Origin of the sequence: Paralteromonas sediminis, from assembly GCF_003820355.1 — a bacterium.
Classification (GTDB): domain Bacteria; phylum Pseudomonadota; class Gammaproteobacteria; order Enterobacterales; family Alteromonadaceae; genus Alteromonas_F; species Alteromonas_F sediminis.
Genome location: NZ_RPOK01000001.1, coordinates 258,057 through 275,171, shown reverse-complemented (window position 1 = coordinate 275,171; position 17,115 = coordinate 258,057). Strand labels below are relative to the sequence as shown.

The window sequence follows — 17,115 nt, the reverse complement described above, 5'->3', positions numbered from 1 at the left end:
TTGAAAACAAGTTGATTGGCCTTAATTTATCACGTATTCAGGGTAGAATCGCCCTATGTTATTTGTGGAGTACAACACAATGGAAATTATTATCTCTCTTTCCCTACTGATTGTCGGTGGTGTGATCGGCTTTTTCGCAGCGCGCTACTGGTATGGCAGAGGGCCATCACAAGCAACCGTTCAACAGGCAGAGAATAACCTCAAGGCCCTGTTGGCACAGCAGGCCGAGCATCACGTTTATCAAAGCAGAGCGCTGATCGACACCGTTGAAAAACAATGTGAAGCCATGAAAGAGCAGTTGAACAATTATGAATCTCTGTTGCGACCTGATGAATCAACACAAGCACCCGAAGTACCTTTTTATGGTGAACATGCTAGCACCTATTTACGTAATACTTTAAATCGAGATGCAAAATTGCACAAAGCGTCTTCTACAGACACACAGCCGAGGGACTTTGCCGCAGCAGGTTCAGGTTTGTTTGCCGGTGACTCATCGAAACAATCTGAAACAATTACCGATGAGGCAAAGGGAACAAAATCCTAAATAAGGCGTCTGTTAAAAACACAGTTGTCATTACGATTCCGATACTAACAGGAGAAGTTACGTCGATGATTAAGCATTTCCGTACTGGTTTAATTGCTACAGGTTTAACAATTTGTGCCGCCACCCTGGTTGCGCCAACTTATGCAGCACTGCCTTTTTTCTCTTCTGATAAAGATGAAGTGCCTTCACTGGCCCCAATGCTACAAGAAGCGACGCCAGCCGTAGTAAGTATAGCGGTAGAAGGCACACAGACCTCGCGTCAGCGCGTACCTGAAATGTTCCGCTATTTCTTTGGCGCTCCGCAGGAGCAGGTTCAGGAGCGTCCATTCAGAGGGTTAGGGTCAGGTGTCATTATTGATGCAGAGGAAGGCTACGTTGTCACTAACAACCATGTCGTTGATAATGCGGACGAAATCACGGTTAAGTTAAATGACGGTCGCGAATTTAAGGCCAAAAAGCTGGGCGCTGATGAACAGAGCGACATTGCACTGCTAAAAATTGATCCAGAAGATCTTACTGAATTACCACTGGCTGATTCTGATGCACTGTTAGTAGGCGACTTTGTTGTTGCTATCGGCAATCCTTTTGGTCTCAGTCAAACGGTAACATCAGGGATCGTCAGTGCACTGAGCCGTTCTGGCTTAAACATCGGTGGGCTTGAAGACTTCATTCAAACTGATGCCGCCATCAACCGAGGTAACTCAGGGGGCGCACTGGTTAACTTAAAAGGCGAACTGGTGGGTATTAATACCGCCATCTTTGGTCCCAATGGGGGGAATGTCGGGATTGGTTTTGCGATTCCCAGCAACATGATGAAGCGCCTGGTGGACCAAATCATCGAATTTGGTGAAGTACGCCGTGGTCTGTTGGGTATTCTGGGCAGTGATGTCGATGCAGGGCTTGCAGAGGCAATGAATTCAGACATTAATAAAGGCGCTTTTGTCAGCGAAGTTCAGCCTGACTCAGCGGCAGAGAAAGGTGGTCTGGAAGCAGGCGATATTATTATTGCTGTGAATGGCAAAGAGCTAAATAGTTTCCGTGAATTGCGGGCTAAAGTGGCCAGTATGGGTGCCGGCGCAGAAGTCGAGCTGACCGTATTGCGACGGGGAGACAGTATTGACCTTAAGGTTGTGCTGGATGATGCATCAGACGTGCAGATAACGGCAGCAGAGATTCTACCGGCACTGGAAGGCGCGACTCTAGCAGCAGGCACTGACGCTCGCGGCAACGCAGGGATAGAGGTAACCGACGTCGAACGTAACAGCCCTGCCGCTCGTTTTGGGTTACAGCCTGAGGATGTAATAGTTGCTGTCAACCGTCAGCGCATTACTAACCTTACAGAGTTCAGAAACGCTTTGGATGGTGCAAGTGGTGTTATTGCTTTAAATGTTAACCGCGGAAGCACGAGTTTATATCTGGTTATCAGATAGATAAGTAGGATGAGCAAAACGCCAGCTTCGATAGCTGGCGTTTTCATATGTAGAAAACCAGTGCTATTATCCGACAAGGAATCTTGGCCCACAAAATAGTAGTTAATCCATTGCGCTCACCACTTGGCTTTTTAATCCGTTCTACGTTACTCGGCATTATCGTTGCCGCCTTACTTCTATTACTAATACCTGAATTGCGTAGTGGCAATAGCCTGGTGCAGGGGTGGCTGAACGGGCCAGACCCTCGAGAAGGACGAGTCACCTATCATGATGCTTTGAGCCGTGCTGCGCCTGCGGTGGTTAACATTTATAGTATTTCCATTGAAAATGGCTCAGGCCTATTTAGAAGGCAACCGAGGGAAAGAACTAACTTAGGGTCAGGTGTAATGATGACGTCTTCAGGCTACTTATTAACCTGCTATCATGTGGTGCAAAATGCAGACAGCATTTATGTTGCCTTACAGGACAGTCGTGTAATGGAAGCGCAAATAGTGGGTTTTGATCAGCTAACAGATTTAGCAGTCCTCAAAGTTAGCGCAGACAACCTCACGGTCATCCCGCAGCTAGAGACACCAGACATTCGGGTAGGCGATATGGTCATGGCCATTGGTAATCCTTATGACCTTGGACAAACAATTACCCAGGGCATTGTAAGTCGGGCTGGGCACAATGGACTGTCCAACTACGTAGACTACATTCAGACTGACGCGGTATTGAATCAAGGTAATTCCGGCGGCGCGTTAGTCGACAGTAAAGGCAATTTGGTAGGTATCACCAACGCTAACTTTCAAATCAGAGATCGCCGCAGAGGTGTACGCAACGTTGATGGCATTAACTTCGCGGTACCTTATGAACTGGCCAAGCGCGTAATGGATGAAATCATCACCAGTGGCAAAGTAACGCGTGGGCAGTTAGGGTTCGAAGGTAGAGAGCACACTGATCGTCCGGGAATTGAAGTCACCAACGTTGCACCAAATAGTCCGGCCGCATTGGCAGGGTTACGACCAGAAGACATCATATTAGCTATTGACGGTGTGCGTCTTGAAAGTGCGTTAGAAACGCAAGATATGATTGCAGAAACGACACCTGGAACGGAAATTGAACTGGTTGTTAGCCGGGATGGCGACCTGCTTACTATGACAGCTGTGATCGCCGAATTAGACGTGTAACCCTCACAGAGAGAAGGTACTATTCTTTCTCTCTGTGAATGATTGCGCCAAGTTTGCTGAGCTTTTCTTCAATAGCTTCATAACCGCGATCTAAATGATAGATACGATTAACATGGGTCTCACCTTCTGCCACTAAGCCCGCAATAACCAAACTCGCAGACGCGCGAAGGTCGGTTGCCATCACGGGTGCGCCTTTCAATTGAGAATTGCCGGGTGACACTGCATTGTTACCTTCCAGTTCTATTTTTGCTCCCATTCGCTGTAGCTCAGGGACATGCATAAAGCGGTTTTCAAAAATGGTTTCGGTAATAACCCCAGTTCCTTCAGCGAGGCAGTTCAACGTAACGAATTGAGCTTGCATATCCGTGGGAAATCCAGGGTGTGGTGCAGTTTTAAGTTTAACGGCTTTCGGTTTTTTGCCCCGCATGTCCAGCGTAATCCAGTCTGCACCTGTCTCAATGTCAGCACCAGCCTGACGCAGTTTATTCAACACGGCTTCCAGTGTGTCTGGTGCAGCGTTTAAACAACGCACTTTACCACCTGAAGCAGCCGCTGCCACCAAAAAGGTGCCGGTTTCTATCCTGTCAGGCAAAACCTTGTGGTCAACACCTGTTAACTGTTCTACGCCCTGTATAACTAAGGTATTGGTGCCCGCCCCTGTTACATTGGCGCCCATTTTATTCAGACAATCTGCTAGGTCGACAATCTCGGGCTCTCTGGCCGCATTTTCTATCACTGTTTGGCCTTCTGCCAGTGCTGCGGCCATCATAAGGTTTTCTGTCGCGCCTACACTCACCATATCCATAAAGATATGCGCACCTTTAAGGCGTCCATTCACACTTGCGCGTATATATCCCTCTTCAACTGTGATGTCTGCGCCCATCTGGGTTAAGCCCTCAAGATGGAGATTAACTGGTCTGGCACCAATGGCACAGCCGCCAGGCAGAGATACATTGGCCTTGCCTTGTTTTGCCAGCAAAGGGCCTAACACTAAAATTGAGGCCCGCATTGTTCTGACAAGGTCGTAAGATGCAGTAACGCTGCTCAGGGTAGCGGCACAAATAGTCAAGCTATTGGCATCGTGCTTTTCAACAGTCGCCCCTAATTCACTCAACAATGAGGTAGTGGTGTTGATATCTCTCAATGCAGGCACATTTCTAAACAAGCAGGAGTCGTCTGTCAGTAAGCTCGTCATCAACAGAGGAAGTGCCGCATTTTTGGCACCTGAAATAACGACGTCGCCCGACAACGCCGGGCTCTTTTTAATTACTAATTTGTCCAAGTCAACGCTGCCTTAATTTAACGGCTCGTGAAAACTACGCTCTCTTGCCCAGTCCTCAGGGGTAAATGTTTTAATCGATACTGCATGCATAGTACCGTCTGCGACTTTTTCTGACAGCGGGCCATATACCGCTTGCTGACGTTTCACGCGGGATAACTCTGAAAAAAGATTGCCAACAGCAATAATTGAAAAATGTGAGCCATCATTTTTTACGTAGACTTCGTCTAAATCAAGGGCCGCTAAAAGCGTTTGTTTTATCTCTTCGTTCGTCATGTTTAATCGTCTTGAATTGGAAGTAATTCAGCCACACTAGACAGTTTGGCCAACTGGATAAGTTTTGATGGCACCTTGCTCAAGGTTGGGGTAACCCCTTTTGCAGATGCGTCTTTTATCCAGTTTAACACCCAAGCTAGGCCAGCACTATCCACATGCTCAATTTGCTGAAAAAGAATTTCTACCCGCCCAGCCTTAATGAGACCGTTTTGTTGGCTATTCGACAACATTTGCCAACCGTCTTGCTTAAGGCTGTTGCGATCTAAATCGCCACTAACCGTCAGTTGCGTGTTGTCTAGTTGCAACGCTACTTTCATTCTGCGCTTTCCGCTTTGGCCTTCTTATCGTCAGCATTCAGCTCAATAGGGCGTTCAATCTTGTCTCGCATAATGGCCAATACAGCGTCAATACCGTCCTGACGTAATATCGACTCAAACTCACTGCGCTTGGCATCGATAAGGCTGATCCCTTCTGCCACCATGTCATAGGCTTTCCATTGGTTGGTATTACTACTTTTTCTCACCTGAAATGCAATTTTAATATCGGGACGAACAGGATCTTTCACCACAGCACGCACAGTAACTGCTTTTTTACCGTCAATACTGCCAGCTGGCTCAAACTGAACAGTTTGGTTGTCGTAGTACCCCATGGCCACAGCATAAGTGGTAATCAAGTACTCTCTAAACACCTTGACATATTCAGCTAGCTTCTCTTTAGGTACTGAACGAAAATGCTTGCCAAGCACTTTAAATGCCGCGAATTGATAATCAATATGGGGCAATAGTTCCTGTTCCATTATTTGACGTAAGCGCTCTGGATCTTGCTCTATCGCTGCCTGCTCGTTCTTCATTCTGTCAAAGGTTTTCATGGCAACCGATTGAACTAGTTCGTAGGGATTCTCAGCGTTTTCCTGCGCCGCAACCATACTTGATGCAGTCAGTCCAATTGCGATGATTAGGGTGGTAAAAAACTTCATCATAACTCTCTCCGTCAAAACTTAATCATCACCTCGACTGAACAGAAATTGTCCAATCAAATCTTCCAGTACTAAGGCAGATTTCGTATCTGCGATATAGTCACCGTCTTGCAAGTTTTCAATACCGTCGATTGAAAAACCCGGTTGAAAACCTACATATTGCTCACCCAATAACCCAGACGTTAATATCGAAACCGAACTGGTTTCGGGAAACGCTGAATATTGACTGGAGATACTCAAAGCAACAACGGGTGTGAAATCCTCTTTATCCAGCGAAATAGAGGCTACGCGACCAACAACAACCCCCCCTACTTTCACCGCTGAGCGCGGTTTCAACCCACCAATGTTGTCAAACTTGGCATACAGCGTGTAGCTTTCACCATCGGTTGACATATTTTGGTTTGCCACTTGTAACGCCAGCAACAATCCCGCCGCTATGGTTAGTACGACAAACAAGCCAACTAACAGTTCCGTTTTTGCTCGATTCATCATTTACTCCAATTATTCAATTCCAAACATAAGGGCGGTAAGCACAAAGTCTAGCCCCAACACGGCCAAAGAAGAGTACACAACAGTTTGTGTAGTGGCCTTGCTTATCCCTTCAGAGGTAGGGATACAATCATAACCTTTAAAAATAGCAATCCAGGTAACAACAATGGCGAAGACGATACTTTTAATAACGCCATTCATTACATCTTTGTCCCATTCCACCGTTGCTTGCATGATAGACCAGTAGCTTCCTGCATCGACGCCTAACCAGTCGACACCGACCAGATAACCACCGAGAATGCCCACCGCGCTGAATATCAGAGCAAGCATTGGCATAGAAATAAAACCAGCCCAGAAGCGCGGAGAGACTACACGTCGGAGTGGATCCACCGCCATCATCTCTAAACTGCTCAACTGTTCGGTTGCCTTCATCAATCCAATTTCAGCAGTCAGCGCTGAACCAGCTCGTCCGGCAAAGAGGAGTGCGGTAACGACAGGACCAAGCTCCCTTAGCAACGACAAGGCCACGAGCGGACCTAAACTGCCTTCAGCACCATAGCCGACCAGTATAGTATAACCTTGCAGCGCCATTACCATGCCGATAAATAATCCCGATACGATAATGATCAACAATGACTGTACACCCACAACGTACATTTGCTTTACCGTGAGATGCACGTTTTTTAATGTAGGCAGCGCAACTAGCGCACCGAATAACATTTGGCCGGCACGTCCAAACGTTGCGATTTTACTGAGTGTCTTTGCACCTATCGCTTGAATTGCGTTCATGCCTTCGCCCCTAAAAATGTCTCTTCAATGTCCTCTGCGGGATAATGAAAAGGCACAGGGCCATCAGCCTGCCCCTTAAGAAATTGCTGAACTTGTGCTGACGATGAGTTGATAATTTCATCTGGCGTGCCCGACCCAATAATGCGTTGATCAGCTAAGATATAGACGTGATCAGCAATACTGAGCACTTCGTTGACGTCGTGGGTCACCACAATACTGGTCAGGTTCAGTGTTGAGCCAAGTTCGCGAATAAGCTTAACGAGCACCCCCATGGATATGGGGTCCTGCCCAGCGAAAGGCTCGTCGTACATAATAAGCTCAGGGTCCAACGCAATGGCTCTGGCCAATGCCGCACGTCTGGCCATCCCGCCTGAAAGCTCACTGGGCATAAGATACGCCGCGCCGCGCAGGCCCACCGCTTCCAATTTGAGCTTTACTATTGTAGCAATAAGACTTTCGCTCAAATTAGTGTGCTCACGTAATGGATAAGCAACATTGTCAAAAACCGATATATCAGTAAACAGCGCACCACTCTGAAAAAGCATGCTCATGCGCTTGCGATTTTTGTACAACTGCCCTCGTGACATTTTGGGAATTGATTGCCCATCAAAACAAATGTCGCCGGAATCAGGCATCAATTGCCCACCAATAAGCTTTAAGAGTGTGGTTTTTCCAATGCCGCTTGGTCCCATCACCGCAGTAATTCCGCCTCTCGGCACCTTCACGGATATGCCATCGTAAATAGTACGCTTCCCTCGGCTAAAGGACATATTGTTAATTTCTACCAGTGTTTCCAAATCTGATTACCTGTAAGGGAATTGTGTCATAGGATTTTTGTTGGCCTCTATATTTAGCGCTAACGGTATCCTGTTACGCTTATTATACCAATTCCAACTTTGTTTAATTGCATCAAGAAATGTAAAATTGTGTATCTGAATAAGAAGTAACCATTGTTATTTCTCGATATTTTACGCACTAAGAACGCTTTTTTCTCTATTATGTTTCGAATATGACATTAATTTCATGTTTTATGAGATAAAGTGCGCTTAATTTCCCTACAAACAGCATTTTTGCAATGTAAATGCGCTTGAGTTTGACGCATAATGTGGTGGTAAGAGCATGATAAGGCAACACATGACAGGGCACCAAACTACAGACAACATACTTGTTCAATCGGCAAAACGCGTCATTGAAATTGAAACTAAAGCTGTTCAGCAGCTTACTCATCGCCTCGACCAATCGTTCATAGACGCATGTAATCTTTTGATGCAGTGCAAAGGTAAAGTTGTTGTAACTGGTATGGGTAAGTCAGGTCATGTGGGCAACAAAATAGCTGCTACTTTGGCCAGCACCGGCACACCTGCTTTTTTTATGCACCCGGGAGAGGCCAACCACGGTGATTTAGGCATGTTATCCAAGGATGATGTGTTAATTGCGATATCAAATAGTGGTGAAACAGCCGAAGTACTCAATTTATTACCTGTTGTAAAACGTCTGAGCGTCCCTGTCATTGCCATGACTAACAGTACGCTGTCTTCTTTAGGGCAGCAGGCGAATACCGTCCTTGATATCAGTGTAGAAAAGGAAGCCTGTTCGCTTGGCCTTGCCCCCACCACGAGTACGACTGTGACCTTAGTATTGGGTGATGCGCTGGCTGTTGCGCTATTAGATGCAAATGGTTTTACTTCTGACGATTTTGCTTTATCACATCCCGGCGGTAGCTTAGGTAGAAAACTGCTGCTTAAAGTCTCGGATGTCATGCTAACCGACCACGCCATTCCAAAGGTGACGCACACAGCGACTATAAAAGAGGCCTTATTTGAGATTTCAGAAAAAGGCTTGGGCATTACCGGCATTGTCAACCATGAGGCTGAGCTAATTGGCATTTTTACGGATGGTGACCTCAGAAGAATACTGGACGACAGGTTGGATATTCACACGACGCACGTGTCGGATGTCATGACAAAGAATGGCATAACCGTCACAGCAAACGAGTTGGCGGTAAACGCACTGAATATCATGGAGAAGCACAAAATTAATGCTTTATTTGCGATTGACGAGCAACGCAGGATCCTGGGTGCCTTTAACATGCATATGTTGCTAAGAGCGGGAGTGGTCTGATGCCTTTTACTTCGCTTTACACTCAGATTAGTGACGAATTGGTTGAAAGTCTGAAACAGGTACGCATGTTGGTATGTGACGTGGACGGCGTATTCTCTGATGGCCGTATTTATTTAGGCAACCAAGGTGAAGAACTCAAAGCCTTTCACACCAGAGATGGCTACGGTGTTAAGGCATTATCAGTCAATGGGTTTACCTTGGCAGTCATCACGGGTAGGCGCTCGCGCATTGTTGAAGACAGAATGCGGGCACTTTCGGTGAAGCATATTGTCCAAGGCGAAGACAACAAAAAGGATGCATTGAAGACCTTGATGGCACAAGAACAACTGACGTCACAACAGATTGCAGCCATTGGTGATGATATGCCAGATACAGGCATGTATGACCTGGCCTCTGTGCGTATCGCTGTGGCTGACGCACACCCTGTGGTAAAAGCCAAAGCTAACTGGATCACCACTATGCCTGGAGGATTTGGCGCAGTGAGAGAAGTCGCAGATACACTGTTGCAAGTTCACAATAAGCTGGCCGGTATTCAGGGCATGAGTATATGAATCGCCTTGGCTTGAGCATTGGCTCATTGTTTATAGCAGCACTGTTACTCTATCTACCGAGCTGGATGGATGAGTCAGAAGAACAACAGAAGAAAACGGGCCTGGATGCCCTTGAGCCGACTTATCAGGCAAAGAATCTGACCACAAAACTGTATGATGCAAAAGGCAACTTGACCCATCAGGTTTTCGCCAGAGAAATGCAGCATTTCGACCAGCTTGGTTTCATTGTATTTGAACAACCGCTTTATACCCTGTATTCAAGAGAAAATACCTCGCCGTGGCAGCTCAACGCTGCAGAAGGCACCTTGTATGATAACCAAGTGATTCAACTGGAAAATAATGTCACAATCACCAGCTTGGGTGACGACGAATACGTAAAAACGATTCAGACAGAGTTCATCAATGTTGAGCTAGAAAATCAAACGATGGCGTCAGATCAGGAAGTTATTCTTTCTGGTTCACGGTTTACCATCACCAGTATCGGATTTAGCGCAGATTTGCGTTCAGAATATTATGAGTTACAAAACCATGTTAAAACCGTCTATTCACCTGTTATTAAGTAGCCTTTTGGCCATAGGGCTGGCATCGCCGAGCCTGGCAGGAGAGGAAGATTTTGAAAAACCAGTAGAAATCAGCTCTGACCATCAGTTTGCAGATGGTAAAGAAAAAGTGTCTTTCCTGAGAGGGAACGTGGTAATAAGACAAGGTTCGCTATTAATAAAAGCCGATGAGCTGGAAATTGATGCCAGCCAAGGTGAAGGCAAAGAAGTGTTCACAGCAAAAGGCTCTCCGGCCAGTTATTCACAACAACTGGACGATGGTCAGACAGTGAGTGCAAAAGCGACAGAAATCACCTACCAGCTGGATACGCGTATTCTTTCACTCGTTGGCAGCGCCGAGTTAATCCGTGACACCAGCTCGGTGTCTGGCGGTGCAATTACCTTCGATATGATAAACGAACAGCTTCTGGCTGACGGCACAGGCAATGAAGACGGAAGGGTCACGACAGTATTTAAACCTGGTGCCTTGCCGGGTTCAAAGAAAAAAGAGAAAGAGGAGCCGCCGGCACAATGAGTACCTTATCGGCAACTGGGCTGGCAAAATCCTACAAATCTAGACAGGTTGTACGCGACGTAAGCTTGTCGGTATCTACTGGACAGATTGTTGGCCTGCTAGGTCCAAATGGTGCAGGTAAAACCACCACGTTTTATATGATAGTGGGCCTCGTACCCTCTGATCACGGTGAAATTTATATTGACCAAACCGAGTTATCTCAACAACCTATGCACGAAAGGGCGCGACATGGAATTGGCTATCTTCCCCAAGAAGCGTCTATTTTTAGAAAACTGACCGTCTATGAAAACATCATGGCTATTTTGCAAACCCGCAAGGAGTTATCTAATACGCAGCGTGAGCAGGAAGCCGATGATCTGCTAGATGAATTCAATATCAATCACATAAGAAATAGTCTGGGTATGGCGCTGTCAGGGGGTGAAAGGCGGCGCGTAGAAATCGCCAGAGCGCTTGCCGCAAGCCCTAAGTTTATCTTGCTGGACGAGCCATTTGCGGGTGTAGACCCCATTTCGGTTAACGATATCAAAAAAATCATTACGCATTTACGAGACCGCGGTATTGGTATTTTAATCACCGACCACAATGTAAGAGAGACATTAGATGTTTGTGAAATGGCGTACATTGTCAGCCATGGTGAACTCATCGCCCAAGGCGATGCGGAAACCGTGTTAGCAAATCAAAAAGTAAGAGATGTATACCTAGGCGAACAATTCAGGCTATAGTTAAGGAAGGACATTTCATTTGTGACCAATGTCATACTATCAACACAGCACAAGCTAGAGCGTAACAAGTAAAACAAGACGTAGATGAAACCATCATTACAGCTTAAATTCAGTCAACAACTTACAATGACTCCTCAGTTGCAGCAGGCGATTAAACTGTTGCAGCTGTCAACGTTAGACCTGCAACAGGAAATTCAGGAAGCGCTTGATGCAAACCCTTTGCTTGAAGTTGACGAAGCGGATGTCCCCTCTGGTGAAGAGAGCCTCAATACAATAAAAGAAACAGCCAACGGTGAGGCCTCACCAGACAGTGAACCTGTGCAGTCTGACAGTATCGAGTCAGGTGATGCGCTTGAAAAAAACGATTTACCTGATGAATTGCCAATTGACAGTACCTGGGATGAGTATTATTCGGCATCATCTTCGCCAGCACCCGGTCCTGCCACAAATGATGATGACAACATCTATCAAGGTGAAACAACCGATGATATACAGGAGCACCTGCTCTGGCAGATGAGGCTAACGCCTTTTAGTGAAGTGGACAGAGCCATCGCTATTGCGATTATTGATAGCATCGACGAATCCGGTTACCTCACAGTATCGCTAGATGAAATTTTAGAGGCCGTAAACAGCGATGATTTACCAGTAGAAGAAAGCATTGAAATGGACGAAATTGAATGCGTACTCAAGCGTATTCAAATGTTCGATCCTGTTGGAGCAGGCTCAAGAACACCGCAAGAGTGTCTGTTAGTTCAATTAAATCAGTTTGCAGCTGACACACCATGGATAGAAGAAGCCAAGGTATTGATCAGGGAGTACAGTGATCTGCTTAGCAGCAAAGATTACAGAACACTGATGCGCAAGTCTCGTCTCAAAGAAGATGAATTACGCGAGGTGATGCGTCTGTTGCAAACCCTGAACCCACGTCCTGGCAGTGCACTGATCACCAAAGAACCAGAGTATGTTATTCCCGATGTATCGGTAATGAAAAAAAATGGTCGCTGGGTTGTGGAACTAAATCCAGAAAGTTTACCCAAACTAAGTATAAATCAACAATATGCAGCGATGAGCAGACAGGCTAAAAACAGTAACGACAGTCAGTTTATCCGCTCGCACCTGCAAGAAGCAAAGTGGTTTATTAAAAGTTTGGAATCGCGCAACGACACTCTGATGAAGGTTACTAATTGCATTGTTCAGCAGCAGATAGGTTTTTTTGAACATGGGCCTGAAATGATGAAACCCATGGTGTTAAATGACGTAGCCGAAATGGTAGACATGCACGAGTCCACTATTTCCCGTGTCACTACACAAAAATATATGCATACACCGCGTGGTATCTTTGAGCTTAAGTATTTCTTTTCTAGCCATGTTGCTACTGAATCAGGTGGAGAGTGCTCTTCGACCGCTATTCGCGCACTGATCAAAAAACTGGTGGCCGCAGAAACACCCAGCAAGCCACTCAGTGACAGTAAGATTGCCCAATTGTTAGCCGACCAAGGTATTAAAGTGGCTCGGCGAACAATAGCAAAATACCGGGAATCATTATCGATCCCACCGTCAAACCAACGCAAGAGCCTGCTCTAGGCTCCCATATAGAAGGAAGACGTCTATGCAAATAAACTTGACCGGTCATCATGTAGAAATCACGGACTCACTACGTAACTACGTTGACACTAAGTTTTCCAAGTTGGAACGACACTTCGATCACATATCTAACGTGCATGTGATCTTAAATGTCGAGAAACTCAGTCAGAAAGCAGAAGCTACTATGCACTTAAGTGGAGCTGAAGTATTTGCCTCATCAGAAAACACTGACATGTATGCCGCCATCGACAGTATGGTAGACAAACTCGACAGGCAGGTCCTTAAGCACAAGGAAAAACTCAAACGCCATTAAGATGAATCAATGGACATACAAGCAATAGTCAGCCTGGACCGCACAGAATGTGCGGTCCAGTGCAATAGTAAAAAGAGAATTTTAGAAATTATCAGTGATATAGCGGCCAGCAATAATCCACAGATTGAAGCTGCCACTGTGTTAACCAGTCTCTTGGCACGCGAAAAGATGGGCAGTACAGGAATAGGTAACGGGATCGCGCTTCCACATGGCAGACTGCCCGAGCTGGAGCAAGTTATCGCCATTATCGTTACCAGCACACCCGCCATTGATTTCGACGCCATAGACGATAAACCCGTGGACATTTTCTTTACGTTGTTGGTGCCTGAAGCGCAAACCGAAGGGCACCTGCAAACACTGGCCATGGTAGCGCAAAAACTCAGTGATAAAACGATTGTAAAAGCCATTCGCAATGCGTCAACAAGTAGTGATATTGTAAGCGCACTTCAGTAAAGCACTAGAGGGATACTACGTGAACTTAATCATCATCAGTGGCCGTTCCGGCTCTGGCAAGTCAGTCGCCTTGCGCGCATTGGAAGACTTAGGGTATTACTGTGTCGACAATATCCCGGTAAATTTGTTGCCGACACTTACCCATACTGTGGTAGATGAATATGATCAGGTTGCGGTAAGTATTGATGTTAGAAATTTACCCAAAGAAGCGAATGAGCTTAATGAGATCCTAGATTACCTTCCAACATCATGGAAGCTAACCATCGTTTACATCGATGCCAGTGATGATATTTTAGTGAAGCGCTTTAGTGAAACCCGACGCCTGCATCCACTTACCAAACACAATAAGTCATTGGTCGAAGCCATAAAAGCAGAGTCTGATTTGCTTGCGCCCATTACAGAGCGGGCCGATCTCTATGTGGATACCGATTCCCTCTCTGTACACCAGCTTGCTGAACTTATCAGGGAGCGTATTTTAGGTAAAAAAAGTTCCCGCCTAGTGCTGGTATTTGAATCTTTTGGCTTCAAACACGGTATTCCAAAAGACGCCGACTATGTTTTTGATGCCCGTTTTTTACCCAATCCACACTGGGAGCCCGACCTTAAGCCCCTGACGGGCCTCGACAGTCCGGTAGAAATATTTTTGGGATCACAGCCTCTGGTCACAAAATTTATATGGCAGATTCAAAACCTGATCACTACCTGGTTGCCTCACCTAGAACGCAATAATCGTAGCTATGTTACCGTAGCCATTGGCTGTACAGGTGGTCAGCATCGTTCCGTCTTTATTGCACAGTCGTTGTCAAAAACATTCAGCGATATCCACCCCGATGTTCAAATTCGGCACCGCGAACTTCATAAGTAGAGGCTGAAACGTGCGAAAAGAAAAAAACATTACCATAGTCAATAAGCTTGGATTGCATGCCAGAGCGGCGACTCAGCTAGTACAGGTTGCGCAAAAATACGACGCAAAATGCACAATTTGTAACGGTGAAAAGCAGGCCGATGCGTCCAGCGTCTTAGGTTTAATGATGCTGGAAAGTCACCAGGGGCAAGATGTTAAAGTAATCTGTGAAGGCCAAGACGCAGAGCATGCGCTTTCTGCAATAGAAACCTTGATTGTCGGTAAATTCAACGAAAACGAGTAACACTTTCCCATGAGCGACAAACGGTTATTATGCACATCACGTTAAGTAATTTACGTGCTGTTTACACAGCCATTTTTTGTTGTCTATTCACCATTGGATGCACGTCGAAGCCCGATATACATATATATGCCAAGTATTTAAGTGATGAACAAAAAGCGACCTTAGAACGTGGCTTTGATAATGCCAACTACGATATTATTTTCAACAACTTAGACTTTCCATCATCAATAAATCAAAATACGATTATTTATTCTTTATTGTTATCTGATCCAGACGTTATCTCGCTTGCAGAGCGTATTTCAGACCAAAACAATCTGCCAGTTATCAACACCCAGGCGCTCACAAAGGGCAATCACTGGTATACCACAAATGCTATTGCTGTGTTTCTTATTCCCGATAATCCAGCAGGCCAAACAGATGTTTTTGTCGAGGACTTGATCCAGACATATCAGGGCCATAAGTGCCCTCCTAAACTCACATTAACGCTCAAGGCAAATGGCGCATATCAGTTTTCCCACTCTACAGAGTTAGCTTACGGTACAATGAAACTGCAAGGGAAATGGAAATACCGTCAGTTTCCCTACATTGAATTTTGGGCAGAAGGTGACACCTATGCATCACAGTATTTTGAAATCAGGAAATCATTCGAAAAAGATATAGTCGGCGAGATTTCTTTTATCGATTTATTCCCGGCAAACACAGGATATTTCCCCGCTGGCTGCGTATTTCGCCACGGTGTTCGGACTTAACAGAGTAATTTTTCAATGGCTAAATTTACCTATCTGAGTTAGGCTATTCCTAACTAGTTTCAAGTACTTGCGTAAGGTTTACTGTGGCCGAAGCTCTAGCAACAAAACATACGCAAAATCAACTTCGCACAATAAATGATGCCCTTGCCGAGGGTCGGTTTGTCTCTGTCCGCAAATTATTGCACAGCCTGCAGCCCAGTGATGTGGCGCTCCTCCTCGAATCTAGCCCAACCAAAACCCGTGACGAGTTGTGGGAGCTCATGGACAGTGATTATCACAGTGACGTGATAGAAGAGCTCTCGGAGGAAGTTCGAAACGGCATTATCAGTAAAATGATGCCTTCAATGGTAGTTGATGCCCTTGAAGAAATGGACACTGATGATCTGGCTGAAACCTTAAGTACCCTACCAGATGAAGTGCTACAGGATATCCTGCAGTCAATGGATACCCAGGACAGGCATAGAGCAGAACAGGCACTGGCATACGGAGAAGACACCGCCGGTTTTATTATGAACACAGACACAATTACGTTGCGAGCCGACGTGTCTGTTGATGTTGTGCTTCGTTATATTCGCCTTAAAGGAGAATTGCCTGAAAATACCGATACACTCTACGTGGTCAATCGCACTGATAATTTGATGGGATTAATTCCCATAGTTCGTCTATTAACAGCCGACACTGATCAAACGATCCAAGAGGTTATGGTTGATGAAGCTGAGGCTATTCCTGTAGATATGCCAGAGCGCGAGGTGGCCAGCCTATTCGAACGTTATAATTGGCTTTCTGCGCCAGTAGTAGACGACAAGGGTCGCTTAGTTGGTCGTATAACGATAGACGATGTTGTAGACATCATTCGCGAAGATGCTGAGCACTCTATGATGAGTATGGCCGGTCTTGACGATGAAGAAGATACCTTTGCCCCTGTACTGCAAAGTACCAAGCGGCGGTCGGTATGGTTAGGCGTAAACCTGATTACCGCGCTAATGGCAGCTGCAGTAAGTGATATGTTCGAAGCTACCCTAAGTCAGCTCGCGGTATTAGCTATACTAAATACCATTGTACCCAGTATGGGTGGCGTTGCTGGAAACCAAACCTTAACCTTGGTTATTCGCGGTATGGCACTGGGACATGTCAACCAAGACAACTCTCGCTATTTAATAAGCAAAGAGTTAGCGATAGGCTTTTTTAATGGTGTGATCTGGGCGGTATTAATCGCTACTGTTATTGCGCTGTGGAAACAAGACTATATGCTCGGCGTCATTATAGCGTTTGCCATGATGATGAACATGGTTGCTGCCGCCTTGTCTGGAGCGACTTTGCCTCTGATCATGAAAAAATTAAAAATAGACCCCGCACTCGCCGGCAGCGTGATATTAACAACCATTACCGACGTTGTGGGGATCTTTGCGTTTCTGGGAACCGCTACGCTGTTTTTACTTTAAGTATGA

At 45.8% G+C, this 17,115-nt stretch carries 22 protein-coding genes; 15 read left to right on the top strand and 7 right to left on the bottom strand.

The annotated features are described in order from the left end of the window. The first annotated feature begins 79 nt into the window (after nucleotides 1-79). From DRW07_RS01270 to DRW07_RS01260, 3 genes are all read left to right on the top strand, one after another. The gene (locus tag DRW07_RS01270) at nucleotides 80-544 is read left to right on the top strand and encodes a ZapG family protein (RefSeq protein ID WP_124026074.1); all 465 of its coding nucleotides are present in this window, start codon (nucleotides 80-82) and stop codon (nucleotides 542-544) included. Between the two features lie 65 nt (nucleotides 545-609). Further along, nucleotides 610-1,974: a DegQ family serine endoprotease gene (locus DRW07_RS01265; protein WP_124026073.1), complete on the top strand. Its 1,365-nt coding sequence runs from the start codon at nucleotides 610-612 to the stop codon at nucleotides 1,972-1,974. Nucleotides 1,975-2,084: 110 nt separating this feature from the next. After that, nucleotides 2,085-3,143 carry a trypsin-like peptidase domain-containing protein gene (locus tag DRW07_RS01260; protein WP_124026813.1) on the top strand — a complete coding sequence of 353 codons (1,059 nt, stop codon included), beginning with the start codon at nucleotides 2,085-2,087 and terminating at the stop codon, nucleotides 3,141-3,143. 19 nt (nucleotides 3,144-3,162) lie between these two features. On the opposite strand, the gene murA is transcribed toward DRW07_RS01260, so the two are convergent. From murA to mlaF, 7 genes are read right to left on the bottom strand one after another with little or no spacing between them, the layout of a single operon-like run. Continuing rightward, nucleotides 3,163-4,425 carry a UDP-N-acetylglucosamine 1-carboxyvinyltransferase gene (gene murA / locus DRW07_RS01255; RefSeq protein WP_124026072.1) on the bottom strand — a complete coding sequence of 421 codons (1,263 nt, stop codon included), beginning with the start codon at nucleotides 4,423-4,425 and terminating at the stop codon, nucleotides 3,163-3,165. 12 nt (nucleotides 4,426-4,437) lie between these two features. Next, complete coding sequence (locus DRW07_RS01250) at nucleotides 4,438-4,698, bottom strand: BolA family protein (RefSeq protein WP_124026071.1); 261 nt, start codon at nucleotides 4,696-4,698, stop codon at nucleotides 4,438-4,440. A 2-nt stretch (nucleotides 4,699-4,700) separates the two neighbouring features. Beyond that, nucleotides 4,701-5,015, bottom strand: a complete 315-nt coding sequence (locus DRW07_RS01245; protein ID WP_124026070.1) for an STAS domain-containing protein — start codon at nucleotides 5,013-5,015, stop codon at nucleotides 4,701-4,703. After that, a complete protein-coding gene (locus tag DRW07_RS01240; protein ID WP_124026069.1) occupies nucleotides 5,012-5,677 on the bottom strand; it encodes an MlaC/ttg2D family ABC transporter substrate-binding protein in 666 nt (221 codons plus the stop codon). The genes DRW07_RS01245 and DRW07_RS01240 overlap by 4 nt, the downstream gene beginning before the upstream one ends. Nucleotides 5,678-5,695: 18 nt before the next feature. Further along, nucleotides 5,696-6,163, bottom strand: coding sequence for an outer membrane lipid asymmetry maintenance protein MlaD (gene mlaD, locus DRW07_RS01235; protein ID WP_124026812.1), 468 nt, complete (start codon nucleotides 6,161-6,163; stop codon nucleotides 5,696-5,698). A gap of 12 nt (nucleotides 6,164-6,175) precedes the next feature. Further along, entirely contained in the window at nucleotides 6,176-6,952 is a 777-nt protein-coding gene (mlaE, locus tag DRW07_RS01230; RefSeq protein ID WP_124026068.1) for a lipid asymmetry maintenance ABC transporter permease subunit MlaE, read from the bottom strand. Further along, nucleotides 6,949-7,749, bottom strand: a complete 801-nt coding sequence (mlaF, locus tag DRW07_RS01225; protein WP_124026067.1) for a phospholipid ABC transporter ATP-binding protein MlaF — start codon at nucleotides 7,747-7,749, stop codon at nucleotides 6,949-6,951. Before mlaF ends, mlaE begins: the two co-directional genes overlap by 4 nt. A 337-nt stretch (nucleotides 7,750-8,086) precedes the next feature. Between mlaF and DRW07_RS01220 the strand changes: the two genes are divergently transcribed. From DRW07_RS01220 to mgtE, 12 genes are all read left to right on the top strand, one after another. Further along, nucleotides 8,087-9,073, top strand: coding sequence for a KpsF/GutQ family sugar-phosphate isomerase (locus tag DRW07_RS01220; RefSeq protein ID WP_124026066.1), 987 nt, complete (start codon nucleotides 8,087-8,089; stop codon nucleotides 9,071-9,073). Then, nucleotides 9,073-9,624 carry a 3-deoxy-manno-octulosonate-8-phosphatase KdsC gene (kdsC, locus tag DRW07_RS01215; protein WP_124026065.1) on the top strand — a complete coding sequence of 184 codons (552 nt, stop codon included), beginning with the start codon at nucleotides 9,073-9,075 and terminating at the stop codon, nucleotides 9,622-9,624. The genes DRW07_RS01220 and kdsC overlap by 1 nt, the downstream gene beginning before the upstream one ends. Next, on the top strand, nucleotides 9,621-10,187 hold the full coding sequence (gene lptC, locus DRW07_RS01210) for an LPS export ABC transporter periplasmic protein LptC (RefSeq protein WP_124026064.1): 567 nt from the start codon (nucleotides 9,621-9,623) through the stop codon (nucleotides 10,185-10,187). The genes kdsC and lptC overlap by 4 nt, the downstream gene beginning before the upstream one ends. Beyond that, on the top strand, nucleotides 10,153-10,698 hold the full coding sequence (gene lptA, locus DRW07_RS01205; protein WP_124026063.1) for a lipopolysaccharide transport periplasmic protein LptA: 546 nt from the start codon (nucleotides 10,153-10,155) through the stop codon (nucleotides 10,696-10,698). Before lptC ends, lptA begins: the two co-directional genes overlap by 35 nt. Then, nucleotides 10,695-11,420 (top strand): LPS export ABC transporter ATP-binding protein, encoded by a 726-nt coding sequence (lptB, locus tag DRW07_RS01200; protein WP_124026062.1) that lies wholly within the window; start codon nucleotides 10,695-10,697, stop codon nucleotides 11,418-11,420. Before lptA ends, lptB begins: the two co-directional genes overlap by 4 nt. 84 nt (nucleotides 11,421-11,504) lie before the next feature. Beyond that, entirely contained in the window at nucleotides 11,505-13,004 is a 1,500-nt protein-coding gene (locus tag DRW07_RS01195; protein ID WP_124026061.1) for an RNA polymerase factor sigma-54, read from the top strand. A gap of 25 nt (nucleotides 13,005-13,029) precedes the next feature. Beyond that, entirely contained in the window at nucleotides 13,030-13,317 is a 288-nt protein-coding gene (hpf, locus tag DRW07_RS01190) for a ribosome hibernation promoting factor (protein ID WP_124026060.1), read from the top strand. A gap of 9 nt (nucleotides 13,318-13,326) precedes the next feature. Continuing rightward, nucleotides 13,327-13,770 carry a PTS IIA-like nitrogen regulatory protein PtsN gene (ptsN, locus tag DRW07_RS01185; RefSeq protein ID WP_124026059.1) on the top strand — a complete coding sequence of 148 codons (444 nt, stop codon included), beginning with the start codon at nucleotides 13,327-13,329 and terminating at the stop codon, nucleotides 13,768-13,770. A gap of 19 nt (nucleotides 13,771-13,789) precedes the next feature. Then, nucleotides 13,790-14,635, top strand: coding sequence for an RNase adapter RapZ (rapZ, locus tag DRW07_RS01180; protein ID WP_124026058.1), 846 nt, complete (start codon nucleotides 13,790-13,792; stop codon nucleotides 14,633-14,635). Between the two features lie 10 nt (nucleotides 14,636-14,645). Continuing rightward, complete coding sequence (locus DRW07_RS01175) at nucleotides 14,646-14,918, top strand: HPr family phosphocarrier protein (RefSeq protein WP_124026057.1); 273 nt, start codon at nucleotides 14,646-14,648, stop codon at nucleotides 14,916-14,918. A gap of 29 nt (nucleotides 14,919-14,947) precedes the next feature. Next, the gene (locus DRW07_RS01170) at nucleotides 14,948-15,667 is read left to right on the top strand and encodes a hypothetical protein (protein WP_124026056.1); all 720 of its coding nucleotides are present in this window, start codon (nucleotides 14,948-14,950) and stop codon (nucleotides 15,665-15,667) included. An 83-nt stretch (nucleotides 15,668-15,750) separates the two neighbouring features. Next, nucleotides 15,751-17,109, top strand: a complete 1,359-nt coding sequence (gene mgtE / locus DRW07_RS01165; RefSeq protein WP_124026055.1) for a magnesium transporter — start codon at nucleotides 15,751-15,753, stop codon at nucleotides 17,107-17,109. Nucleotides 17,110-17,115: the final 6 nt, after the last annotated feature.